This is a genomic window from Paracoccaceae bacterium, assembly GCA_033344815.1.
In the GTDB taxonomy this organism is placed as follows: Bacteria; Pseudomonadota; Alphaproteobacteria; order Rhodobacterales; family Rhodobacteraceae; genus Roseobacter.
In genome coordinates, this window is record JAWPMR010000001.1 from 3,774,516 (window position 1) to 3,796,580 (window position 22,065).

23 protein-coding genes and 1 pseudogene are annotated in these 22,065 nt (G+C 57.4%); 17 read left to right on the forward strand and 7 right to left on the reverse strand.

The window, feature by feature from the left end:
• The first annotated feature begins 67 nt into the window (after nt 1–67).
• Nucleotides 68–241 (forward strand): annotated as a pseudogene (locus R8G34_17635) (50S ribosomal protein L15).
• Between the two features lie 358 nt (nt 242–599).
• Here R8G34_17635 and R8G34_17640 read toward each other — a convergent pair.
• Nucleotides 600–1,841, reverse strand: coding sequence for a membrane dipeptidase (locus R8G34_17640; protein ID MDW3224674.1), 1,242 nt, complete (start codon nt 1,839–1,841; stop codon nt 600–602).
• Nucleotides 1,842–2,358: 517 nt separating this feature from the next.
• Here R8G34_17640 and R8G34_17645 point away from each other — a divergent pair.
• From R8G34_17645 to R8G34_17660, 4 genes are all read left to right on the forward strand, one after another.
• Complete coding sequence (locus R8G34_17645; GenBank protein MDW3224675.1) at nt 2,359–3,117, forward strand: AraC family transcriptional regulator; 759 nt, start codon at nt 2,359–2,361, stop codon at nt 3,115–3,117.
• 383 nt (nt 3,118–3,500) lie between these two features.
• Complete coding sequence (rplO, locus tag R8G34_17650) at nt 3,501–3,983, forward strand: 50S ribosomal protein L15 (protein ID MDW3224676.1); 483 nt, start codon at nt 3,501–3,503, stop codon at nt 3,981–3,983.
• A gap of 120 nt (nt 3,984–4,103) precedes the next feature.
• Entirely contained in the window at nt 4,104–5,471 is a 1,368-nt protein-coding gene (gene secY / locus R8G34_17655) for a preprotein translocase subunit SecY (protein ID MDW3224677.1), read from the forward strand.
• Entirely contained in the window at nt 5,468–6,130 is a 663-nt protein-coding gene (locus R8G34_17660; GenBank protein ID MDW3224678.1) for an adenylate kinase, read from the forward strand. The genes secY and R8G34_17660 overlap by 4 nt, the downstream gene beginning before the upstream one ends.
• Before the next feature lie 23 nt (nt 6,131–6,153).
• On the opposite strand, the gene R8G34_17665 is transcribed toward R8G34_17660, so the two are convergent.
• Nucleotides 6,154–7,203, reverse strand: coding sequence for a hypothetical protein (locus R8G34_17665; protein ID MDW3224679.1), 1,050 nt, complete (start codon nt 7,201–7,203; stop codon nt 6,154–6,156).
• Between the two features lie 306 nt (nt 7,204–7,509).
• On the opposite strand from R8G34_17665, the gene rpsM reads away from it, so the two are divergent.
• From rpsM to rplQ, 4 genes are all read left to right on the forward strand, one after another.
• Nucleotides 7,510–7,878 carry a 30S ribosomal protein S13 gene (rpsM, locus tag R8G34_17670; protein MDW3224680.1) on the forward strand — a complete coding sequence of 123 codons (369 nt, stop codon included), beginning with the start codon at nt 7,510–7,512 and terminating at the stop codon, nt 7,876–7,878.
• A gap of 15 nt (nt 7,879–7,893) precedes the next feature.
• A complete protein-coding gene (rpsK, locus tag R8G34_17675; GenBank protein ID MDW3224681.1) occupies nt 7,894–8,283 on the forward strand; it encodes a 30S ribosomal protein S11 in 390 nt (129 codons plus the stop codon).
• Nucleotides 8,284–8,397: 114 nt separating this feature from the next.
• On the forward strand, nt 8,398–9,414 hold the full coding sequence (locus R8G34_17680) for a DNA-directed RNA polymerase subunit alpha (GenBank protein MDW3224682.1): 1,017 nt from the start codon (nt 8,398–8,400) through the stop codon (nt 9,412–9,414).
• A gap of 165 nt (nt 9,415–9,579) precedes the next feature.
• Nucleotides 9,580–10,002, forward strand: a complete 423-nt coding sequence (gene rplQ, locus R8G34_17685; GenBank protein MDW3224683.1) for a 50S ribosomal protein L17 — start codon at nt 9,580–9,582, stop codon at nt 10,000–10,002.
• A gap of 231 nt (nt 10,003–10,233) precedes the next feature.
• On the opposite strand, the gene R8G34_17690 is transcribed toward rplQ, so the two are convergent.
• The gene (locus tag R8G34_17690; GenBank protein MDW3224684.1) at nt 10,234–11,559 is read right to left on the reverse strand and encodes a replication-associated recombination protein A; all 1,326 of its coding nucleotides are present in this window, start codon (nt 11,557–11,559) and stop codon (nt 10,234–10,236) included.
• Between the two features lie 121 nt (nt 11,560–11,680).
• Between R8G34_17690 and crcB the strand changes: the two genes are divergently transcribed.
• From crcB to R8G34_17730, 8 genes are all read left to right on the forward strand, one after another.
• Nucleotides 11,681–12,061: a fluoride efflux transporter CrcB gene (gene crcB / locus R8G34_17695; GenBank protein MDW3224685.1), complete on the forward strand. Its 381-nt coding sequence runs from the start codon at nt 11,681–11,683 to the stop codon at nt 12,059–12,061.
• Entirely contained in the window at nt 12,058–13,101 is a 1,044-nt protein-coding gene (locus tag R8G34_17700) for an RluA family pseudouridine synthase (protein ID MDW3224686.1), read from the forward strand. The genes crcB and R8G34_17700 overlap by 4 nt, the downstream gene beginning before the upstream one ends.
• On the forward strand, nt 13,098–13,760 hold the full coding sequence (locus tag R8G34_17705; protein MDW3224687.1) for an HAD-IA family hydrolase: 663 nt from the start codon (nt 13,098–13,100) through the stop codon (nt 13,758–13,760). The genes R8G34_17700 and R8G34_17705 overlap by 4 nt, the downstream gene beginning before the upstream one ends.
• Complete coding sequence (locus R8G34_17710; protein MDW3224688.1) at nt 13,757–14,473, forward strand: ATP12 family protein; 717 nt, start codon at nt 13,757–13,759, stop codon at nt 14,471–14,473. The genes R8G34_17705 and R8G34_17710 overlap by 4 nt, the downstream gene beginning before the upstream one ends.
• A 188-nt stretch (nt 14,474–14,661) precedes the next feature.
• Nucleotides 14,662–15,678 carry an amino acid ABC transporter substrate-binding protein gene (locus R8G34_17715; protein ID MDW3224689.1) on the forward strand — a complete coding sequence of 339 codons (1,017 nt, stop codon included), beginning with the start codon at nt 14,662–14,664 and terminating at the stop codon, nt 15,676–15,678.
• A 146-nt stretch (nt 15,679–15,824) separates the two neighbouring features.
• The gene (locus R8G34_17720; GenBank protein MDW3224690.1) at nt 15,825–17,039 is read left to right on the forward strand and encodes an ABC transporter permease subunit; all 1,215 of its coding nucleotides are present in this window, start codon (nt 15,825–15,827) and stop codon (nt 17,037–17,039) included.
• A 3-nt stretch (nt 17,040–17,042) separates the two neighbouring features.
• Nucleotides 17,043–18,341: an amino acid ABC transporter permease gene (locus R8G34_17725; GenBank protein ID MDW3224691.1), complete on the forward strand. Its 1,299-nt coding sequence runs from the start codon at nt 17,043–17,045 to the stop codon at nt 18,339–18,341.
• A 51-nt stretch (nt 18,342–18,392) separates the two neighbouring features.
• Complete coding sequence (locus R8G34_17730) at nt 18,393–19,163, forward strand: amino acid ABC transporter ATP-binding protein (GenBank protein MDW3224692.1); 771 nt, start codon at nt 18,393–18,395, stop codon at nt 19,161–19,163.
• Between the two features lie 26 nt (nt 19,164–19,189).
• Here R8G34_17730 and R8G34_17735 read toward each other — a convergent pair whose 3' ends face one another.
• Genes R8G34_17735 through argB form a run of 4 tightly spaced genes read right to left on the reverse strand, consistent with a single transcriptional unit; the run spans nt 19,190 to nt 22,027 of the window.
• Nucleotides 19,190–19,681 (reverse strand): histidine phosphatase family protein, encoded by a 492-nt coding sequence (locus R8G34_17735; protein MDW3224693.1) that lies wholly within the window; start codon nt 19,679–19,681, stop codon nt 19,190–19,192.
• Between the two features lie 4 nt (nt 19,682–19,685).
• The gene (locus R8G34_17740) at nt 19,686–20,315 is read right to left on the reverse strand and encodes a ferredoxin (protein ID MDW3224694.1); all 630 of its coding nucleotides are present in this window, start codon (nt 20,313–20,315) and stop codon (nt 19,686–19,688) included.
• Complete coding sequence (locus R8G34_17745) at nt 20,312–21,106, reverse strand: sterol desaturase family protein (protein MDW3224695.1); 795 nt, start codon at nt 21,104–21,106, stop codon at nt 20,312–20,314. Before R8G34_17745 ends, R8G34_17740 begins: the two co-directional genes overlap by 4 nt.
• 57 nt (nt 21,107–21,163) lie before the next feature.
• A complete protein-coding gene (gene argB, locus R8G34_17750) occupies nt 21,164–22,027 on the reverse strand; it encodes an acetylglutamate kinase (GenBank protein ID MDW3224696.1) in 864 nt (287 codons plus the stop codon).
• Between the last annotated feature and the right edge of the window lie 38 nt (nt 22,028–22,065).

Here is a 22,065-nt window from a genome sequence, read left to right on the forward strand (position 1 = left end):
AAGCGAAAGGCCGTGTTTGCCCGCTCCTGCCGCGGGCGGGGTACATCCGGCCACAAGAGAAGCGACAGTGAGACTGAATGAACTTTCCGATAACACGGGTGCCAGCAATAAACACAAGCGCGTGGGTTGTGGTCCGGGCACTGGTGAGATGGGTGGCCGTGGTGTCAAGCGGCAAAAATCCGGTTTGGGTGTGGCGATCAATGGGTATGAAGGCGGGCAGATGCCGCTCTGCCAAGCTCTGGAAATTCTCATAGAACCTGAAAGTGCTGCTGGTTGCCTCAGCTGCACTGGTGTCCGCCTTTGATGGCTGAACCAGCACAAGATAGTCGCAGTTGAAGCGATATCCGTCCTGCGCCAGTGTTTCTTTCCGTTCGCACCAGCCCGGTGCCACGTTGTGTCGCAAACCCAAGCGGAGCTGCGGATCGGTCAGCCCGCCGTCAGGGGCAAGATCGGCGGTGATCTTTGCCTGTGCGGTCATTGCCAGCAGGAACGGCAGGAAGGCGTTTGCCTGTCTGATCATTGATACATCGACAATATCGCCGCCGTTCCCGGCGATGTTTCCGGGTCGACCCGGCCATCAGGCGACCGGGCCCGGAAGATCAGCGCGAAAAAAAGCCCTTTCTCATTTCTTCCCGAAGGCGCAGGCGCTCGGGGTATTCCGCGAGGAACTGTTCCGGCGGCTTTCCTTCCCAGACCTGCGCGAAGACGCGCATCTTGTTGCCACCGTAGATCTTGGCGAGATCTTCATTGGAATAGCCGCGCGCCCAGAGATCATCGGTGATCGCGGCGAGGATCTTGGCCAGCTCGCCGTTGCCGGTCGCGCCAATATCGAACGCATCGGTCATGTAGCCCCCGTCGTCATACATGCTGGGATTGGCCTCGGCGAACGCCACCACCAGTTCGGTCGAGAACATATCGTCCGTCGCGATGCCCACGTGATCCACGCCCACCAGCTTGACGTAGTAGTCGATCATGTCGGCCGCCTGCTTGGGCGAGATATCATCGGGCCAGATCCCGTCCATCATCCATTCGGTGAAGGTCGGCGCAATATAGCCGCCAGACTTCGCCGCCCGAAGTGCTTCGTCATCGGGAATGTTGCGATAGCAGCCCTGCGGCGTGGCCCCCGGTTCGTCCTTGTAAAGACCGGCGGGCACGGAATGGGTGAAGACATATGGAACGCCCGGATAGTTCTCGTCCATGTAATCCATAGCGTCGTTGGCCGACTTGGATCCGGTATGGCTGAGATCCAGAATGATCCCGAAACGCACCATTTCGTCGATCACCGACTTGCCCCATGGGGTCAACCCGATATCCAGCCCCTTCTGGGCGGAGAGCTGGCCGGTGCCGGTTCTGAAAACATCATTGTAGGCAAGGATCATCGTCTTGATCCCCATGTCCTTGAAGAGCGCCATTTTCTTCAGGTCGCCATCCAGAATTGTCGCTGTCTGGCTGTTCCAGATCACCGCCGTCTTGCCCTGAATATGCGCCGCCTCAATGTCGCGGGTTTCGTTGACGATCACGAACTTGTCCGGCTGCTGCGCCATAGCGGCCCGGAAATGGTAATGCTGCTCCAGCAGGGTGTCGAAATTCATGTCGGCGGCGGTCAGGGTCATTTCGTGGCCTGTGATCCCGTTCTCGCGTGCACGGTCGAAATACTCGTGCAACTGCTCGTATTCGGTCCAGCCGGTGCCATAGGGGCTGGCCAGCATCCCAATGACAATGGTGTCCATGACGAACTGCTTTGCCTCGGGCGAGGCGTCCCAGGTCTTGCTCTCTTCGCTGGCGAAGGCCGAGCCCGCAAGAGCGCCCGCAAAAACCAATGCTGAAATCAGGTATTTCACTGAATGTTCTCCTTTGTATTCAGATGCCGTATGTTCGTGAGTGTTTTACGTGCTGCCGGGTTCGCAGGATAATCATGCTGAAATGGCACAGGGTTTGACGACTTTTGCTGGCGAAATTCATTGCTAACCCACGGATTTACTCTCGCCACAGAATAGCAAACAAAAATGTACCTGTGATAATCATTAGGCAACGACTTGGTAGATTCCTGTCGTATGGTGAATGTTTTTTGCAGAGCTCGTGTTATGATTTCTAATGGAGCACCGAAAACAACCCAGCCAGAGCATTCTCTTCCTTCAACCCTTCGTTGATGATTTGCTGCGACGTAACATGGAGGAGGCGCGCATTGCACGTCAGCTTGGTGTTGACCCCGAGAATTTGAAAAAGCCGACAACCTTTGTCCCTGCGAATGTCGTATACAGTTTTTTGGGTTGGGGCAGTGAAGTGGCCGGAGATTGCGGCTATTGCGCCCGCATGGGTTCTTATATGGCCCAAGGCGGCTGGGCCGCGATACTGCCAATGTTCGCGGAAAAAATAACTGTTCTCGAATGCTTCCTTCAGTTCTGCGCGACGGCTGAAGATCAGGGAGGCAGCGCAATTTACAGGTTGGATGTCCAAGGTCGTATCGCGCTTTGGAAGCTGTTTCGCCCCAAAAGCGCGTCATCTGATGCGCGTTTCGCTGATGCCGTTGCGATTGGTTTCTTTGTCGAGCTGCTGAAACAGGCTATGGCCGAGGCATATCGGGTTAGCGATGTTGTTGCAGTCACCTCAGACCAGTCTCTCATACCGGATGACTTGCTTCCAAAGACTTCGGTTCTGCACGGATCAGAAGGGATGACGCTTCGTTTTCCAGCGAGGTGGCTTGCAGGAACCATTGGAACGATGCAACCTGCAGCCGGTGTTTGTCCCGCAAATCTATCAAAGTATCAGCCCGAAGACATCCCGACGCGCGTGCGGGAAGTCGTGAGGCAACGTATTTCAGACCCGGGATTCAATCTTGAAGAATTGGCCAACACCATGGGACTGAAACCCTGGAATCTTCAACGGGAGCTAAAAGCCGCGGGTACGAGTTTTCACAGAATCCGCAATGACATATGCAAAGAGGTGGCGATAGAACAAGTCGAGGCAGGCAGTGAACCAATCGCTGACATTGCTGCGTCATTAGGTTACTCCACCGCCTCAAATTTTTCCCGAGCCTTCCGCAAATGGACGGGTGCGACACCTCGACGTTTTTGTTCTGAAAGGAACCCGGGATCTGTCGAGGCAGAACGGCAATAGCGACCCGGAAATTCTAAATAGGCTCATGTGATGGAAGGGCTGCAAAACCCGCATCAGCGGTATTGGGCAAGGTCGCAGGCCAACCAGCGGCGCATCCCATTGGAATCGCGTCCAAAGGGCAAATCACCTCTGTGGGTTTAGCTGTATTTGTCTTTTTTTGCCCTTGATTGACCGGATGTGAGGGCCCCAGAGCAGGGGGGCTTTCTGGCCGGTGGTGGATGATGATGACCGCTGCCCCTGCGCTGGACCTAAACTGACCCTTGATCCGTCCTGCAACCCCGTCTATACGCCCACGATCACCTCATGGGGTGACATAGAATCGAAACGCCGTGTTTGCCCGCTCCCGTCGCTGGGGGGTATATCCGGCCAAAGGAGAAGCGACAATGAAACTGAACGAACTTTCCGATAACGCAGGGGCCACCAAAAAACGCAAGCGCGTCGGTCGTGGTCCGGGTTCCGGCACCGGTAAAATGGGTGGCCGTGGTATCAAAGGTCAAAAATCCCGTTCGGGTGTGGCGATCAATGGGTACGAAGGCGGGCAGATGCCCCTCTACCAACGTCTGCCAAAACGCGGCTTCAACAAGCCAAATCGCAAATCATACGCAGTTGTGAACCTAGGCCTGATCCAGAAATTCATCGACGCGAAAAAGATCGACGCTTCCGCAACGATCACCGAAGACGTTCTGGTCGAGTCCGGCCTCATTCGCCGTAAATTGGACGGTATTCGCGTGTTGGCGAAGGGTGATGTGAGCACAAAGCTGACCCTTGAGGTCACAGGCGCATCCAAATCCGCCGTCGACGCAGTGGCAAAAGCAGGCGGTTCGCTGACCATAACCGCACCGGTTGCGGCGGAAGCAGAGGCTTAAGCCGCAGGAATAGGCTTGTGGGCGGCGTCCTTGCCGCTTACATAAGCATTCTAGTTTTCCTTTACGCCGCCCCGCCGGAAAACGGCCCGGGCGGCGTATACGTATCGAAAGAGAGCCCTCATGGTATCTGCCGTTGAAAGCATGGCTGCAAACACCAGCTGGTCCGCGCTGGGAAAAGCAACTGATCTGCGCAACCGTATCCTCTTCACCCTTGGCCTGCTGATCGTTTACCGTCTGGGAACGTTCATCCCCGTGCCGGGTATTGACGGCGTTGCCCTGCGCGAGTTCATGGAGCAGGCCGGGCAGGGCATCGGCGGCATGGTATCCATGTTCACCGGTGGGGCGCTGGGGCGGATGGGCATTTTTGCCCTCGGGATCATGCCCTATATTTCGGCCTCGATCATTGTTCAGCTTCTGACCTCCATGGTTCCCAAGCTGGAACAGCTGAAGAAAGAAGGCGAGCAGGGCCGCAAGAAAATCAATCAATATACGCGCTTCGGGACGGTTTTCCTGGCCACGCTGCAGGCATATGGCCTCGCGGTCAGCCTGGAAGCGGGCGATATTGTCACCGATCCCGGCATGTTTTTCCGCGCCTCCTGCGTGATCACGCTGGTCGGGGGCACCATGTTCCTGATGTGGCTGGGTGAGCAAATCACCGCACGCGGCATCGGCAACGGTATTTCACTGATCATTTTTGTCGGCATCATCGCCGAGGTGCCCGCCGCCATGGCGCAGTTCTTTGCCTCAGGCCGGTCCGGCGCCATCAGCCCGGCGGTGATCATCGGCGTTCTGGTGATGGTGGTGGCGACGATCATGTTCGTGGTGTTCATGGAACGGGCGCTGCGCAAGATCCATATTCAGTATCCGCGACGTCAGGTGGGCATGAAAGTCTATGACGGTGGCTCCAGCCACTTGCCGGTCAAGGTCAATCCGTCAGGCGTCATCCCGGCGATCTTTGCCTCCTCGCTGCTGTTGTTGCCCGTCACGATCAGTACGTTCTCAGGCAATTCCACCAATCCGGTGATGTCCTGGTTGCTGGCGAACTTTGGTCCCGGCCAGCCGCTTTATCTGACATTCTTTGTCGTGATGATTGTGTTCTTTGCCTATTTCTACACGTTCAACGTCAGCTTCAAACCGGATGATGTGGCCGACAACCTCAAGAACCAGAACGGTTTTGTGCCGGGCATTCGTCCGGGCAAGAAAACCGCCGAGTACCTTGAATATGTGGTCAACCGGGTGCTGGTGCTGGGCTCCGGGTATCTGGCGGCGGTCTGCCTGCTGCCCGAAATCCTGCGCGGACAGTTTGCGATCCCCTTCTACTTTGGTGGTACTTCCGTTCTGATCGTGGTGTCGGTAACAATGGATACGATCCAACAGGTGCAAAGCCATCTTTTGGCGCATCAATATGAAGGCCTCCTTGAAAAGTCGCAGTTGCGCGGAAAATCGGGTGGCAAACCACGCAAGAAACGGAGCCCTGTCCGCCGATGAATATAATATTGCTGGGGCCTCCGGGCGCAGGCAAGGGGACGCAGGCGCGTCACCTTGTTGAAACACGCGGCATGGTGCAGTTGAGCACCGGTGATATGCTGCGCGAAGCCAAGGACTCCGGCACGGAGATGGGCAAGATCGTCGCCGATGTGATGGCGCGCGGCGCTTTGGTCACGGACGAAATCGTGATTGGTCTGATCCGCGAAAAGCTGGAGACGGTGAAGGCAAACGGGTTCATCTTCGACGGTTTCCCCCGTACGCTGGCACAGGCCGATGCGCTGGGCACCTTGCTGGAAACGCAGGGTGAGACCTTGGACTCAGTGGTCGAAATGCGCGTGGATGATGAAGCTCTTGTGGCGCGAATCACCGCGCGATCAACCTGTGGCATGTGCGGTGAGGTCTATAATGACAACACCAAGCCGATCCCGGCGGACGGCAAATGCACCAATTGCGGCGGCACCGAATTCAAGCGCCGCGCGGACGACAATGAGGACAGCCTCAAGACCCGCCTGATGGAATATTACAAACAGACTTCGCCGCTGATCGGGTACTACTATGCCAAGGATATGCTGTCCCGTGTGGATGGTCTGGGCGCGATTGACGCGGTACAGGACGAGATCAAAGCCGTCTTGGAAGCGCAGGAGCCTGTCACGGCCTGATGCAGGTTGCTCGCTTGGGCAGGCTATCGCCCAAACCATTTTTTCTTCTTTTTCGGTTGGTGCTGCCGCTCCCACTCCTCATCCTCGGCGACAATCTCATCGGGGGTTCGAATGAAGGGAAGCAGGTCGGGCAGTGAAGCCTTCACGAAGTTGTAAAAAAGCTGGTTCCCAAGGTAAGTATTGTCGCTGTTGGCAACCGTTTCGCCAACCTTCTTGAGCATGGCCAGATCCTTGCGCGTCAGGCTCATCTGCATCTTGACGAGGGCCCCGCGTGAGGGGTGTTTGCCGAGGCGACCGTTTCTTTTGACCATGACCTCAAAGAGTTTCAACCCCGCATCGTCCTGATGACCGTCGTCTGGCAGCGCATCGTCAGGGCTCAGGATCGGCGTGGCCCAGGCCGGCGTGGCTGTTACCCCTTGGCCTTTGAGGGCGTGCGCGAGCCACTCGTTGAAAACCCGGCCGGGGGAGACCTTTTTAAAGTGCTTCTCCCATCGCTTTTTGTCACCGGTGCGGGTGTAGAAAATATGTGCGGCGCGGCGGTCTATGTTGAACTGAAACAGCCGATCCTTGTCATGTTCTGATTTTGTCGGGCCGCTGGTATGGGTGGTGCGGACGCGCCCGCCTTCAAAATAGATGCTGCCGATTTTGCCATCAACCATGCTGCACATCAGGGTCATCGGCTCATCAAGGTAGGCTTGTTTTGCAAGCTCGTTGCTACGGTCCACTGCCAGATCGCCGTGCGCGTCATATCCAGCGTTATGCGTAATCGGCCTGTCATCCACGGCTGCGGGTCCCTTGTTCACCTCGTTATAGTGATCTTTTGCCCAATCTGCGACATCTGCGCTGCCATCGCCGGGCAAATTACCCTTTGCGTCATAGCTGCCGTTATGGGTGATGGGGCTGCGATCCACTTCCCGCTGGATGGCTTGCGAGGCCCGGGTCGTCGCGCTCCGGTTGGCTTGGTGTTGCAGATCACTCAGCCGGTTATGTGGGACCCTGCGATCCGGGATGTTCTGGCTGAGGATTGGCTGACGTTTGCCATGCGTCATGCGACGCTGTTTTGGGTTTTTCACGACAGATCCTCATACTTGAACACGCATTACGCCGCAATTCTACCTGTGGTTGGACTGGGCGTCTATCTTTGTCGTTCCGAAACGGGTTTTCGCCCGACGGGTTGCCCAAAAACACCGCGCCTTGACGCGATCTTAAAAACCCCATAACACGCGCTATCTCTCGCGAGAATCAATCTGTGGGGCGTGTTGCTCATGTCCTTGCAGGATCACCTGATCAGCTGATGCCCGGTGCCGTTCATGCCCCGGGCTTCGTTTGTGAAAAAAGGGTCTGGTATCACGGACCCGCAACGAAAAGGAAGTCCCCACGTGGCACGTATTGCCGGCGTAAACATCCCGACTGCAAAGCGGGTTCCAATCGCCCTCACATATATCACTGGCATCGGCAACGCCTCCGCAAAAGCGATTTGCGAAGCTGTTGGCATCGACGCCTCCCGCCGTATCAACGAGCTGTCTGACGCCGAAGTTCTGGCCGTGCGCGAGCACATCGACGCGAATTATTCCGTTGAGGGCGACCTGCGTCGTGACACGCAGATGAACATCAAGCGTCTGATGGACCTTGGGTGCTACCGTGGCTTGCGCCACCGTCGTAACCTGCCGGTTCGCGGTCAGCGCACCCACACCAACGCTCGCACCCGCAAAGGCCCCGCAAAGGCCATTGCCGGTAAGAAGAAATAAGGGAGGGTCTGACCAATGGCACGTGATAAAATACGCGTTAAGAAAAAGGCCAGCAAGAACATCGCAGCAGGTGTGGCGCATGTGAACAGCTCCTTCAACAACACCAAGATCCTGATCTCGGATGTGCAGGGCAATGCGATTGCATGGTCTTCCGCCGGCACCATGGGTTTCAAGGGATCGCGCAAATCGACACCTTACGCAGCCCAGATGGCTGCTGAAGATGCCGGTCGCAAAGCACAAGAGCACGGCGTGAAAACGCTTGAAGTCGAAGTGCAGGGTCCGGGTTCTGGTCGTGAGAGCGCCTTGCGCGCGCTGGCTGCTGCCGGGTTCAACATCACATCGATTCGTGACGTGACACCGATGGCGCACAACGGCTGCCGCCCACCCAAGCGCCGTCGCGTTTAATCGCAATTTTACTACGTGGGACCGTGTGTTTTCGCACGGCCCCATTTCGCTTTTTTGAAACCTCGAGAGTCTGCGCCTTAGGGACATGGGGGGCTGACAAGAATGGAGGGACGCATGATCCACAAGAATTGGGCTGAATTGATCAAGCCGCAACAATTGGACGTAAAGCCGGGTAATGATCCGGCACGTCAGGCGGTAGTCACCGCCGAGCCGCTGGAGCGTGGCTTTGGTCTGACCATGGGCAACGCGCTGCGTCGCGTGCTGATGTCATCGTTGCAGGGCGCGGCGATCACATCCGTACAGATCGACAACGTGTTGCACGAGTTCTCATCCGTTGCCGGTGTGCGCGAAGATGTGACCGACATCATTTTGAACCTCAAAGGCGTCAGCATCTGCATGGAAGTCGAAGGACCCAAGCGTTTGTCGATTTCGGCCAAAGGTCCAGGCGTTGTCACGGCGGGCGATATTTCGGAGTCCGCGGGCATCGAAGTTCTGAACCGCGAGCATGTGATTTGCCACCTTGATGATGGTGCAGACGTCTACATGGAACTGACGGTCAATCAGGGCAAGGGGTATGTGTCTTCCGAGAAGAACAAGCCTGAGGACGCGCCGATTGGTCTGATCCCGATCGATGCGATCTATTCGCCGGTCAAAAAAGTCAGCTATGACGTGCAGCCAACCCGTGAAGGGCAGGTTCTGGACTATGACAAACTGACCATGAAGGTGGAAACCGACGGATCGCTGACGCCGGATGATGCGGTGGCTTTCGCTGCACGCATTCTGCAGGACCAGCTGGGCATCTTCGTCAACTTCGACGAGCCGGAGTCTGCGTCGCGCGCGGATGAGGACGATGGTCTTGAGTTCAACCCGCTTCTGCTGAAGAAAGTGGACGAGTTGGAACTGTCGGTACGTTCGGCGAACTGCTTGAAAAACGACAATATTGTCTACATCGGTGACCTGATCCAGAAAACCGAAGCGGAAATGCTGCGCACGCCGAACTTCGGCCGCAAGTCTTTGAATGAAATCAAAGAAGTCCTTTCGGGCATGGGCCTGCACCTCGGCATGGATGTCGAGGATTGGCCACCAGACAACATCGAAGACCTCGCCAAGAAGTTCGAGGATTCATTCTAAAAAAGGCGGTGGCCTGAAAGCCCACCTTACGGGTGACATGCCGTAGGGTGGGCCTTTGGGCCACCATCACGACCCGGGCAATCTGCCCCAAGGAGAGTTGGTGACACGCATCGCCGGCCAGACAAAGTAAAATCGCCCGTAGAGGGCACATCTAGGAGAAGAAATATGCGTCACGCACGTGGATACCGCCGCCTCAACCGCACACATGAGCACCGCAAGGCGCTCTGGGCGAACATGGCAGGCTCGCTCATTGAACATGAGCAAATCAAAACAACTTTGCCCAAGGCAAAAGAACTGCGCCCGATCATCGAGAAAATGATCACGCTCGCGAAACGCGGCGATTTGCATGCCCGCCGTCAGGCCGCCAGCAAATTGAAGCAAGACCAATACGTCTCGAAACTCTTTGATGTACTTGGACCACGCTACAAAGACCGCCAGGGCGGTTATGTACGCGTTCTCAAGGCCGGTTTCCGTTATGGGGATATGGCGCCGATGGCGATCATTGAATTCGTGGACCGTGATCGCGATGCAAAAGGTGCTGCGGACAAGGCGCGCGTCGCTGCCGAAGACGAAGCTGTCGACGTATAAGAATTTCGCATCATTGCGGCATGCAACGCCCTTGTCCCGCGCGGGACAAGGGTTTTTTTTGTGTGACGCGGGTTGGGAAAACAGCCAGGTTTATGCAAGATGGCTCGGGCCGCGGTCCTGTTGCATCTCAGAGGCTCGAAAAGCACCTTGCTTGAAAGATGCGCCGCGACAATTGCCGACCCTGGGGGGCCGCATCAGAGTCAGAGCGGCACATCAGTCAAACCCGCCTGATCAGTCCTCATGTCGTTTGTCGCGCAGCTTTTCGAAATAGGCCAACCGCTTTTTCATTTCGCGTTCATACCCGCGTTCCGGCGGGGCATAAAGCACGGTGCGCGCCATATCATCGGGGAAATAGTGCTGGCCTGAAAAACCGTCCTCTGCGTCGTGATCATAGGCATAGCCCTGACCGTATCCTTCCTGTTTCATCAGGTCCGTAGGGGCATTCAAGATGTGTTTCGGAGGCGGCTCAGAGCCGGTTTGCTTGGCCAGTTTCATGGCCTGTTTATAGGCCACATAGGCCGCATTGGATTTTGGCGCTAGCGCGAGGTAAATCACCGCCTGTGCCAGCGCCAATTCCCCCTCAGGCGAGCCGAGGCGTTCATAGGTCGCCCAGGCATCCAGACAAAGGCGGTTGGCCTGCGGATCGGCCAGACCAATGTCTTCGACGGCCATGCGGGTAATGCGGCGCGCCAGAAACCGCGGATCTTCCCCGGCGCTCAGCATTCGCGCGAGCCAATAAAGGGACGCATCCGGATCCGAGCCGCGCACAGATTTATGCAGCGCCGAGATCAGGTTGTAATGCCCGTCGCCTGATTTGTCATATTGTGCCGCGCGACGCTGAAGCCTTTGGGCGAGTTCCTTGGGCTGCAGTGGTGCGTCACTTTTGATGGTCGCGGCCTGTTCGATCAGGTTCAACAACGCGCGCCCGTCCCCATCCGCCATGTTCACAAGCGCGGTTCGCGCATCTGCCGTCAGTGGCAAGGTTGTGCCCAACAACTGTTCTGCGCGGGTCATGAGGGTTTCGAGCGCGGGTGTTTCCAACCGGCGCAATACCAGCACCTGCGACCGCGATAAAAGAGCGGAGTTCAACTCAAAGGAGGGATTTTCCGTGGTTGCGCCGACCAGCACAAGGGTCCCGTCCTCCATATGGGGCAGAAATCCGTCTTGTTGCGCCTTGTTGAAGCGGTGGATTTCGTCAACAAACAGCAGTGTGCCCTGACCGATACGCTGCCGGGTCTTGGCCGCCTCAAACACTTTGCGCAGCTCGGATACGCCGGAGAAGATCGCGCTGATCTGCACGAAGGCCCGGTCGGAGGCATCCGCCAGAAGTCGTGCGATGGTCGTTTTACCCACCCCGGGCGGTCCCCAGAAGATCAGCGAAGACAAGGCGTTGGCGGCCAGCATCGCCCCAAGCGGCGCGTCCGGTGCCAGCAAGTGATCCTGACCAATGACGTCACCAAGCCGCGCAGGGCGCATCCTGTCGGCCAAAGGGCGATCGCCCGCCTCCGTCAGAGCCGGTCCAGAAGACGTCGGCAGGTCATCGAAAAGGTCACTCATGTCCGCTTTCTAGCGAAGCTGCGCGGGATTGGAAATTGTCATTGGAAAAATGAGCTGCTAACGCAAGGCCGCGATGCGCGCCAAACTTGACAATTGCGTGGGCGTGCGTGACAGACCGCGCATGATGAAAACTCTGATCATGGTGGCCGCGGGGGGTGCGATTGGTGCGTCCTTGCGCTTTTTGTGGGGCTTTGGGGTCATGCGCGTGGCTGGCCCCACCGAATTGCCTGTTGCGATCATCGCAGTGAATGTTCTGGGCTCCTTCCTGATGGGGGCCTTTGTCGTTCTGGCGGCGCAGCGTGGGCTGACGCATCTGAGCCCCTTTGTCATGACCGGGCTTCTGGGGGGCTTCACCACGTTTTCGGCGTTTTCGCTGGAGACCGTGACGCTGCTGGAACGGGGGAATTTCGGGATGGCGGGGCTCTATGTGGCGCTGTCTGTTGGATTGTCGATTGCGGGTCTGTTTCTGGGCCTTTGGGTGATGCGAGGCATAATGCTATGAGCCGGGTTCAGACCCTGACTATTCAGGAAGATGACGGCGATCAACGGCTGGATCGGTGGTTTCGCAAGCAATTCCCGCAGATCAGCCAGGGGCGCATCGACAAGATGTGTCGCAAGGGCGAAATCCGTGTGGATGGGGGCCGTGTCAAAGGATCAACGCGTGTGGAAGTGGGCCAGCAGGTGCGTATCCCGCCGTTGCCGTCTGAGGCCGCGCCTGCACCCGAACCGCGTGCGCGCGTTTCGGACGCAGATGTGAAACTGATCCAGTCCTGTGTGATTTACCGGGACGATCAGGTGATCGCGCTCAACAAACCGCCCGGATTGCCGACCCAGGGAGGCTCCAAGCAATTGCGCCATGTGGATGGCATGTCTGAGGCTTTGAAATTCGGGTTTGATGAAAAACCGCGCCTTGTGCATCGCCTCGACAAGGACACATCCGGTGTGTTGCTACTTGCGCGCACGCGGATGGCGGCCAAGGCCTTGACAGCGGCGATGCGCCACCGCGAAACGCGCAAGATTTACTGGGCGCTGGTGGCCGGTGTGCCAACGCCTTACCTCGGTGAAATTAAATACGGATTGGTCAAGGCACCGGGCCGGGGCGGTGGCGGTGAGGGCGAAAAGATGATCGCCGTGCACCCGCGCGACATTGAAAGCACGTACGGCGCAAAACGCGCCCATACGCTCTATGCGACATTGTACCGGGTCGCCTCGCGCGCGGCATGGGTCGCGATGGAACCGGTGACCGGGCGTACGCATCAGTTGCGTGCGCATATGGCCGAGATTGGGCACCCGATCATCGGGGACGGCAAATACGGCGGATCAGGTCAGGAAAACATGGGCGATGGCTGGGGCGCGCAACTGGGCGGGATCATTTCCAAGAAACTCCACCTGCACGCGCGCATGATGCGCTTTGAGCATCCCGAGACCCGCAAGATGATCACCGTGACCGCGCCGATGCCCGATCACATGGCGCAAAGCTGGGACACCTTTGGCTGGACCGAAGACCTCGCGGCAGAAGACCCGTTTGAGGCGCTTGAATGAGGCTGGTGATTTTCGACGTGGACGGCACGCTGGTCGACAGTCAGGCCGATATTCTGGCAGCGATGGGGCGTGCGTTTGATAGCGTAAACCTGCCCGCACCAGAGCGCGCGCAGATCTTGGGCATCGTCGGCCTGTCGCTGGACGTGGCCATGGCGCGACTGGCCCCGGGCGCGGATCATGAACGCATGGTTCAGGCCTACAAGGACGCTTACATGGATCTGCGTGCCAAGACAGGCGCGGCGCAATCTTCGCCGCTTTATCCCGGGGCGCGTGACGCGCTGATGCGCATGCGCGCGCGCGAGGATATCATTTTGGGTGTGGCGACCGGGAAGTCGAAACGTGGTTTGGACAAACTGATCGAAGGACATGCGCTGGAAGGCGTGTTCGTGACCCAGCAGGTCGCTGATTTCCACCCCTCAAAACCTCACCCCTCGATGATCCATCAGGCCATGTCTGAGGCCGGGGCAGACCCGGATCAAACGGTCATGATCGGTGACACCAGTTTTGATATGGAAATGGCGGCAGCGGCGGGCGTGCACGGTCTGGGCGTGGATTGGGGATATCACCCGGTAACGGCCCTGCGCGCGGCAAGCATGATCCTGAGTGATTTTTCCGAACTTGATGGCGCGCTGGATGCGGTCTGGCGGTCTGGCACATGAGCGAATGGAAGGCCAAGAGATTCTGGAAATCGGCAGCGGTTGTGCCGGGCGAGCACGGGTTTGGCATCGCTTTGGACGGGCGGGCGGTGAAAACCCCGGCCAAACGCGCGCTTCTGGTACCCAGCCGCGGATTTGCGCAAGCTATCGCGGCAGAATGGGACGCCCAGATCGACCAGATCAACCCGATGTCGATGCCTTTTACACAAACCGCCAATGCAGCACTGGACAAGGTCGCGGTGCAGCACGGCGAGGTTGCGGACATGTTGGCGGCCTACGGGGACAGCGACCTTTTGTGTTATCGCGCCGAACAACCTGTCGAACTGGTGGCACGTCAAAACGCGCAGTGGGATCCGTTTCTGGACTGGGCCGAACAGACTTTGGGCGCGCGATTACAGGCCCGTTCCGGCGTCATGCATATCGCTCAGGACGGCCCGGTTCTGACACGGCTGTCCGAGCGGGTTCATGCCCTCAGCGCGTTCCAGCTGGCCGCCTTTCATGACCTTGTGAGTCTGTCCGGCTCGCTGATTCTCGCATTTGCCGCAACACAGAATGTTCAGGAAACAAAGGCCATCTGGGATATTTCCCGTCTGGATGAAATCTGGCAGGCCGAACAATGGGGCGCGGATGACGAAGCAGAAGCTGCAGCGGCTGTGAAACAAAGAGCTTTTGAGCATGCAAAAGCAGTTTTTGACCTCTCAACGCCTGATTCTTAGCTGTCTTCTCGCGCAATACGGGACCTAACGTAAGGGAGGCCGCGATTTTAGACGTCCAACCCTTGACGTTATTGCTTGAATCCGCCCAGTATGACGCCCACTTGGACAGTGTTAATCCAATACAGACTTCGGTTGAAAATAAACCGGACGACCCGTCAAAAACGGCGGAAAATCAGGAAGAGGTAAAAATGAAAAAATCTATAGTTCTCGGCGCGCTCACCATTGCTGGTCTTGCAGCTGGTGCGGCTGCTGCCGGTACGCTGGAAGACGTGCAAGCACGCGGCAAACTTAACTGTGGTGTGACCACAGGTCTTGTGGGCTTTGCGGCACCAGACGCCAACGGCGAATGGAAAGGCTTTGACGTTGCGGTATGCCGCGCTGTTGCAGCCGCCGTGCTGAGCGATCCGAATGCGGTCGAATTTGTCCCGACAACGGGTAAAACACGTTTCACGGCTCTGGCCTCCGGCGAAATCGACATGCTGGCTCGTAACACCACATGGACCTTCAGCCGCGATGTCGATCTGAAGTTCACTTTCGTGGGCGTAAATTACTATGACGGCCAAGGCTTCATGGTGCCAAAAGATCTCGGCGTGTCCTCAGCCAAAGAGCTGGACGGTGCCACGGTCTGTATCCAGACAGGTACAACAACCGAGCTGAACCTTGCGGATTTCTTCCGCGCCAACAACATCAGCTATGAGCCTGTGCCAATCGAAACAAACGCCGAAGGCCAGCAGCAATACCTGGCCGGTGCTTGTGACACATACACCACGGACGCTTCGGGTCTGGCCTCCACACGTGCCACATTCGAAAACCCCGCTGATCACGTGTTGCTGCCAGAAATCATCTCCAAAGAGCCGCTGGGTCCGCTCGTGCGCCACGGCGATGACGAATGGGCAGATGTTGTACGCTGGACATTGAACGCGCTGATCACAGCTGAAGAGCTGGGCGTGACATCGGCCAACGTCAATGAAATGGCAGCCAATACAGCCAACCCCGAAGTTGCACGTTTGCTCGGAACCGAAGGCACGCTGGGCGAAATGCTCGGTCTGGACGCTGAATGGTCCAAGCGCGCGATTGCCGCTGAAGGTAACTTCGGTGAAGTCTTTGCCAAGAACATCGGTGAAGAAACGCCAATCGGGCTGGCACGCGGGCTCAACGCCCAGTGGACAAACGGTGGCCTGATCTACTCGCCGCCTTTCCGCTAAAATCCAAACGGCCAAGGGCGCAGGTATCTCCTGCGCCCTTCGCTTTTAACGACCATGCATTTGACGACCCATAATACGACGACCCGACCACCGAGGCGCGCAAAGTGCCCGTTAAAATCAAGGTCGGAACCACGGGGAAAATTTCAATGACGACACTGACCGACCCACCACGGGCGTCGTTCCGCCTGTCTATGTTGATCAACGATACGCGGTATCGTTCGCTGACATTCCAGGCGATTGCGCTGCTGGTGCTGATTGTCTCTTTTGCCTATTTGGCAAATAACCTTTTAACAAATCTCGCCGCCGCCGGCCTCAATATCGCCTATGATTTTCTAGGCTCGCCGGCCGGGTATGACATCAACCAGACCCTGATCGAATATGACAGCCAGTCCTCCAATGCGCGCGCCGCTGTTGTAGGTATTCTGAACACCCTGCTGGTCGCTTTTCTGGCTTGTGTCACGGCAACAGTTTTTGGCGTTCTCGCGGGTGTTCTGAGATTGTCCAATAACTGGCTTGTGTCGAAATTGATGTCTTTCTACGTGGAAATTTTCCGCAATATTCCAGTTCTGATCTGGATCATCATCATTTTCACCATCATGACGGCCGTTATGCCGGCGCCGCGCGCCTTTAGAGGCGACGAGCCTGAGGCCACAATGCTGCTGGGGTCCATCGCCTTTACCAACCGGGGGGTTTATCTGCCCGCGCCGGTCTGGGGTCCGGGGTCCATGGTCGTGGTATTGACCTTCATTGCGTCCATTGTCGGTGTCTTTGCCTATCGCCGCTATGCCACGAACCTGCTCTATGCAACGGGTAAGTTGTTGCCGACAGGTTGGCCGAGCCTTGCGATCCTCTTTGTACCGTCTTTGCTGGTTTTCTTCGTGCTCGGTCGTCCGATCAGCCTGGACTATCCAGTATTGGGCGGGTTCAATTTCAGTGGCGGCATTCAGGTTGGTGCACCGCTGATTGCCCTGTGGTTCGCCTTGTCGATCTACACCGGGGCTTTCATCGCAGAAAACGTGCGAGCAGGCATTCAGGCCGTGAGCAGAGGCCAGACCGAGGCCGCCTCCGCTTTGGGTCTTCGCCCCGGTCGGGTGATGAACCTGGTGGTTTTGCCACAGGCCTTGCGGGTAATCATCCCGCCGCTGATCTCTCAATACCTGAACATCACCAAGAACTCTTCCCTCGCGATTGCTGTGGGTTATGCGGACGTTACCGCGACGCTGGGGGGCATCACGCTGAACCAGACGGGCCGCGCGATCGAATGCGTCCTGTTGCTGATGTTGTTCTATCTCACGATCTCATTGTCGATTTCTGCGATCATGAACGTCTACAACAATTCTGTTAAGCTGAAGGAGCGCTGATCCATGTCAGATACACATGCTCATTCCGTCGCCTTCGTGCGCACAGAAGAAATCCCCGAACAAGCCCCCCCCTATGCGGCGACGGGCCCGGTCAAATGGATGCGCGAGAACCTTTTCGCGACTCCGGCCAATACCCTGCTGACCATTGTGGCGGCCTATTTCATCTATCTGATCCTGACGCCCTCTGTGCCGTGGATTCTGAACGGTGTCTGGAACGCCAACAGCCTCTCTGAGTGTCGCGAGATTCTCGACGGGGCAACGGGGGCCTGTTTCGCGGTGCTGACCGAACGCTGGCCTCAGCTGATCTTTGGATTTAAATATCCGTCTGATCTGTACTGGCGCCCCTCACTGGCCTTCGTGCTCTTGTTCGTGGCTGTCGCACCGGTGCTGTTTTTCGACCTGCCGCGCAAGCTGCTGGCCTTTACGGCGCTCTATCCGTTCATCGCCTTCTATCTGATCTGGGGCGGCACGATCTTTGTGCCACTTCTGGCACTTGTTGGCGTTATGGGTGGCTTTGCGGTCTATCAGCGTTTTGTCGCGGGCAGCTTTGCGGCGGGCTTCTTTGGCGGTATCGCCGCAGCTCTCGTGATCTGGCAAGTCGGTGGCTTACTGATCCCGGAAGGCGCGTCGGACAACGCCATGCTGCGCGCGGTCCCCTCGCGGGATCTGGGCGGGTTCATGCTGAACATGATGCTGGGGGTGACCTGTGTGTCCTTGTCGATCCCCATCGGAATTGCCCTCGCATTGGGACGTCAGTCCTCCATGCCGCTGATCAAGCTGGTCTGCGTGGTTTTCATCGAGTTCATCCGGGGTGTGCCACTGATCACACTGTTGTTCGTAGCAAGCGTCATGCTGGCCTATTTCTTCCCGCCGGACTCCACTGTGGATCTGTTCCTGCGCGTGGTGATCATGATCACCATGTTCTCGGCGGCCTATATTGCCGAAGTGATCCGGGGCGGCCTCGCAGCCTTGCCCAAAGGGCAATATGAGGGGGCGGACAGTCTGGGGCTGGATTATGCGCAGGCCACGCGTCTGATCATTCTGCCGCAGGCACTGAAGATTTCGATCCCGGGTATCGTCAACATTGCGGTGGGTCTGTTCAAGGATACAACGCTGGTGTCGGTCATTTCGATGTTCGACGTTTTGGGGATGATCCGGGGGCCGATCCTGGCGTCTACCGAATGGAACGGTGTCTACTGGGAACTGTTGGGTTTTGCAGCCTTGCTCTTCTTCGTCACCTGCTATGGTATTTCGCAATACTCACAATGGCTGGAACGTCGCCTCGCGACCGACCATCGCTAACACCCGCTGACGTTTTGATCGTAACAGGGTTCAACAAGAAAGGCCGCAACAATGGCTGAACAAGCAACACAAATGCAGGTCTCTGACGAGATCGCCATCACCATCAGCAAGATGAACAAATGGTACGGCACCTTCCACGTGCTGCGCGACATCGACCTGACGGTTAATCGCGGCGAACGCATCGTGATCTGCGGCCCATCTGGGTCCGGCAAATCGACGCTCATCCGCTGCATCAACGCGCTCGAAGAACACCAGCAGGGGTCCATTGAAGTGGATGGCACGCTGCTGTCCTCTGACCTCAAGAACATTGACAAGATCCGCTCAGAGGTTGGCATGTGCTTTCAGCACTTCAACCTCTTCCCGCATCTGTCGATCCTGGAAAACTGTACATTGGCCCCGATCTGGGTGCGCAAGACGCCCAAGAAAGAGGCCGAAGAAACCGCGATGCATTTCCTGGAGAAGGTGAAAATCCCCGATCAGGCGATGAAGTATCCGGGTCAACTGTCCGGGGGGCAACAGCAGCGGGTGGCGATTGCGCGTTCGCTCTGCATGAGGCCCCGGATCATGCTGTTTGATGAGCCGACATCCGCGCTGGATCCGGAGATGATCAAGGAGGTGCTCGACACCATGATCGAGCTCGCGGAGGAGGGTATGACGATGCTCTGCGTGACCCATGAGATGGGCTTTGCCCGTCAGGTGGCCAACCGCGTGATCTTTATGGATGCAGGACAAATCGTTGAACAGAACGAGCCGGAAGCCTTCTTCAACAACCCGCAATCACCACGCACACAGTTGTTCCTGAGCCAGATTCTCGGCCATTGAACCCGTAGGGTGGGCTTCAGGCCACCTTACGCTAAATCGCGTGGCACGGTGAATTCAATCGGCTGGCCTTTGTGCCAGCCGATGTCGTTCCAGCTGTCTACACTAAAATCGACGATCAGGGTCGCGCCGGTCGGATAATCAAAGAAACGTGTATGCTCTGGCGGATCATCCATCAGCCGTGCCGCCATTTCGCCGATACCGGGGTTATGCCCGATCATCAAAACGCAGGCCTGTTCGCACCGCCGCAAGAGCGTCAACATCTCTTCGGGCTCGGCCAGATACAGGTTTTTCGTGAACGTCATCGGTACGGCTTCGGGCAGTCTTAAGCCAAACAAGGTTTGCCCCGTCCGCTCCGCAGAGGAACACAATACGCAATCCGGCACAATTGCGTGACGCCGTAGCCACCCCCCGAGCGCTGCTGCTGACGCCTTTCCCCGCTTGTTCAGGGGGCGTTCGTGATCCTCCAGACCTGCACCCCAGTCAGATTTCGCGTGGCGCATCAGGATCAGGCGGCGCATGGGGTCATCCTTTGAAAGAGATCATATGAAAGGCGGATTGTTCGGGTGCGCGTTCAAACGCGATGGAAACTGGACAGGCGCGGCGGGTTTTGCATCCTTTGGTCATGCAATCCTGTCCCGGGTCAGTGTCCAGATATGATTTGCACGCCGGAACATCATAGTCCTGCGTCGCGGACAGTGCCCCGACCGGACAGGCCGATATGCAGGGCTTCTCAAAGCAGCTGTCACATGGGTTCACTCGCTCGGGGGTTTCAAGATCCAAGCGCGTGTCAAAATGCAACGCCCCACGGATCGAAATCATCAGGCCAGCCGTATCATGCACCATCATCCCGGTGGGGCTCTGAAAAAATCGCCCAGTCTGCATAGCCCAACTGATGAAGGGCGCATAGGGCGGCCCGTCAGAAGGATATGTATCTTTCGCACCCGTCTCGCGCGCAACGGCGCCAATGATCCGTTTGGACCACCGGTCAAGGGGATCGGGTCGACCGTCGCGGTACTCCCGTGCCCGTTTGAAGTTCGGCCAGCACCCGCGATCAGCCCCCAGCAACACCAGCGTTCCCGCGCCTTCATGAAGTGCCCCCATGACAAACAGCCCGGAGGGTGTGATCTGTGCCGTAACCGTCTCCAGTATCATTTGCGCGAAAAGGGCAAGGACAGCGACCAGCCCAGCCGACTGGGACGATCGTCCTGCCATTGCAGGCCGACCTGCATTTCGTCATGGCCCGCTTTGGGCTGCGCGATATATGTGCCGAACATCTGATCCCAGATCGAGAGGGCAAAACCATAGTTGCTGTCATGTTCTGCGCGGTGCACGGAATGGTGCACACGGTGCATATCGGGCGTGACCAGAACGCGCCGCACAATCGCGTCAAGCCAAAGCGGCAGGCGGATGTTGGCGTGATTGAACATCGCGGTGCCATTGAGCATGATCTCAAAGACGATAACGGCCAGCGCGGCAGGCCCCAACAGATACACCAGCCCGATTTTCAACAGCATCGACAAAGCTATCTCAACCGGATGAAAGCGAATGGCGGTGGTCACATCCATATCCACATCGGCGTGATGGACTTGGTGCAACCGCCACAAAAGCGGCACCTTATGGGTGATCAGATGTTGCAGCCAGATCGCGAAATCGAAAATCAGGATGGCAAGGATGAATTCCAACCATACCGGCCAGCCAAGGGCGTTAAACAGCCCCCAGCCTTGCGCGTTTGCATCAAGCGCAGCGCCGACCGCCAGCAGGGGCAGGGCGAAGGCAATCGCCCGCAGCGTCAAGGTATTTGCAAGGGTAATGCCCCAGTTCGTGACCCAACGGTGGCTACGAGATTGGCTGCGCACCCGGCGCGGCGCGAGGGCTTCCACCGTCGCCAGAAGCGCAAACAGGCCGAGAAAAATGCCCAGGCGGATGAGGGTTTCGTTTTCCATGAGGTACATGTAATGCAGAGTGCCGCGCGCTCCAAGCGACAGCATGACACATCTGCGTCAGTCTGCGCGAATGATCGAGCCGGCACCATGTTCGGTAAACAACTCCAACAGGCAGGCGTTGGGCGCGCGCCCATCCAGAATGACCGCTGCCCGGACACCGCCCGCGATGGCGTCCAATGCCGTTTCGGTCTTTGGTATCATGCCGCCCGCAATGGTGCCGTCCGCTGTCATATCGCGGATCTGGCCCGCACTGAGTTCAGTGACCACCTCGCCAGCGGTGTTCTTGACGCCTGCAACATCCGTGAGCAGCAACAGGCGATCCGCCTTCAGCGCAGCCGCAACGGCCCCTGCGGCGGTATCGCCATTGATGTTGAAGGTCTCCCCGGTATGGCCCATGCCCAAGGGCGCGATGACCGGGATGTATTCCTTGTCCGTCAAATCCCGCAAAAGCCGGGGATTTACCACATCTGGCGTGCCAACAAAGCCCAACTCCGGATCGGTCTGCGAACAGGTGATCAAGCCGCCATCCTTGCCTGAAAGGCCCACAGCGCGCCCGCCCTGAACGTTGATCGCCTGTACGATGCGTTTGTTCACCAGACCGCTCAACACCATTTCAACCACCTCCATGGTGGCCGCATCGGTGACGCGTTTTCCGTTCACAAACTCCGACGTGATCTGCAACTTGTCGAGCATCGCATTGATCATCGGTCCGCCGCCATGCACGATAACCGGATTCACCCCAACCTGGCGCATTAGCACAACATCGCGCGCGAACTCATCCATGGCCTCATCACTGCCCATGGCATGACCGCCGAGCTTAATGACAACGGTCGCATCGGCATAGCGTTGCAGGTACGGCAGTGCCTTGTTGAGGGTGCTGGCGGTGGCAATCCAATCGCGGTTCATATCTTGCGTCTTCATCTTTGGGCCTTGATCCCTGTGGTTATGAGCGCAGGCGC

Coding starts and splice junctions, on each gene's coding strand:
- R8G34_17645 (MDW3224675.1), top strand. CDS start 2,359: ATGTTCGCGGAAAAAATAACTGTTCTCGAATGCTTCCTTCAGTTCTGC.
- rplO (MDW3224676.1), top strand. CDS start 3,501: ATGAAACTGAACGAACTTTCCGATAACGCAGGGGCCACCAAAAAACGC.
- secY (MDW3224677.1), top strand. CDS start 4,104: ATGGTATCTGCCGTTGAAAGCATGGCTGCAAACACCAGCTGGTCCGCG.
- R8G34_17660 (MDW3224678.1), top strand. CDS start 5,468: ATGAATATAATATTGCTGGGGCCTCCGGGCGCAGGCAAGGGGACGCAG.
- rpsK (MDW3224681.1), top strand. CDS start 7,894: ATGGCACGTGATAAAATACGCGTTAAGAAAAAGGCCAGCAAGAACATC.
- R8G34_17680 (MDW3224682.1), top strand. CDS start 8,398: ATGATCCACAAGAATTGGGCTGAATTGATCAAGCCGCAACAATTGGAC.
- rplQ (MDW3224683.1), top strand. CDS start 9,580: ATGCGTCACGCACGTGGATACCGCCGCCTCAACCGCACACATGAGCAC.
- R8G34_17690 (MDW3224684.1), bottom strand. CDS start 11,559: ATGAGTGACCTTTTCGATGACCTGCCGACGTCTTCTGGACCGGCTCTG.
- crcB (MDW3224685.1), top strand. CDS start 11,681: ATGATGAAAACTCTGATCATGGTGGCCGCGGGGGGTGCGATTGGTGCG.
- R8G34_17700 (MDW3224686.1), top strand. CDS start 12,058: ATGAGCCGGGTTCAGACCCTGACTATTCAGGAAGATGACGGCGATCAA.
- R8G34_17705 (MDW3224687.1), top strand. CDS start 13,098: ATGAGGCTGGTGATTTTCGACGTGGACGGCACGCTGGTCGACAGTCAG.
- R8G34_17710 (MDW3224688.1), top strand. CDS start 13,757: ATGAGCGAATGGAAGGCCAAGAGATTCTGGAAATCGGCAGCGGTTGTG.
- R8G34_17715 (MDW3224689.1), top strand. CDS start 14,662: ATGAAAAAATCTATAGTTCTCGGCGCGCTCACCATTGCTGGTCTTGCA.
- R8G34_17720 (MDW3224690.1), top strand. CDS start 15,825: ATGACGACACTGACCGACCCACCACGGGCGTCGTTCCGCCTGTCTATG.
- R8G34_17725 (MDW3224691.1), top strand. CDS start 17,043: ATGTCAGATACACATGCTCATTCCGTCGCCTTCGTGCGCACAGAAGAA.
- R8G34_17730 (MDW3224692.1), top strand. CDS start 18,393: ATGGCTGAACAAGCAACACAAATGCAGGTCTCTGACGAGATCGCCATC.
- R8G34_17735 (MDW3224693.1), bottom strand. CDS start 19,681: ATGCGCCGCCTGATCCTGATGCGCCACGCGAAATCTGACTGGGGTGCA.
- R8G34_17740 (MDW3224694.1), bottom strand. CDS start 20,315: ATGATACTGGAGACGGTTACGGCACAGATCACACCCTCCGGGCTGTTT.
- R8G34_17745 (MDW3224695.1), bottom strand. CDS start 21,106: ATGGAAAACGAAACCCTCATCCGCCTGGGCATTTTTCTCGGCCTGTTT.
- argB (MDW3224696.1), bottom strand. CDS start 22,027: ATGAAGACGCAAGATATGAACCGCGATTGGATTGCCACCGCCAGCACC.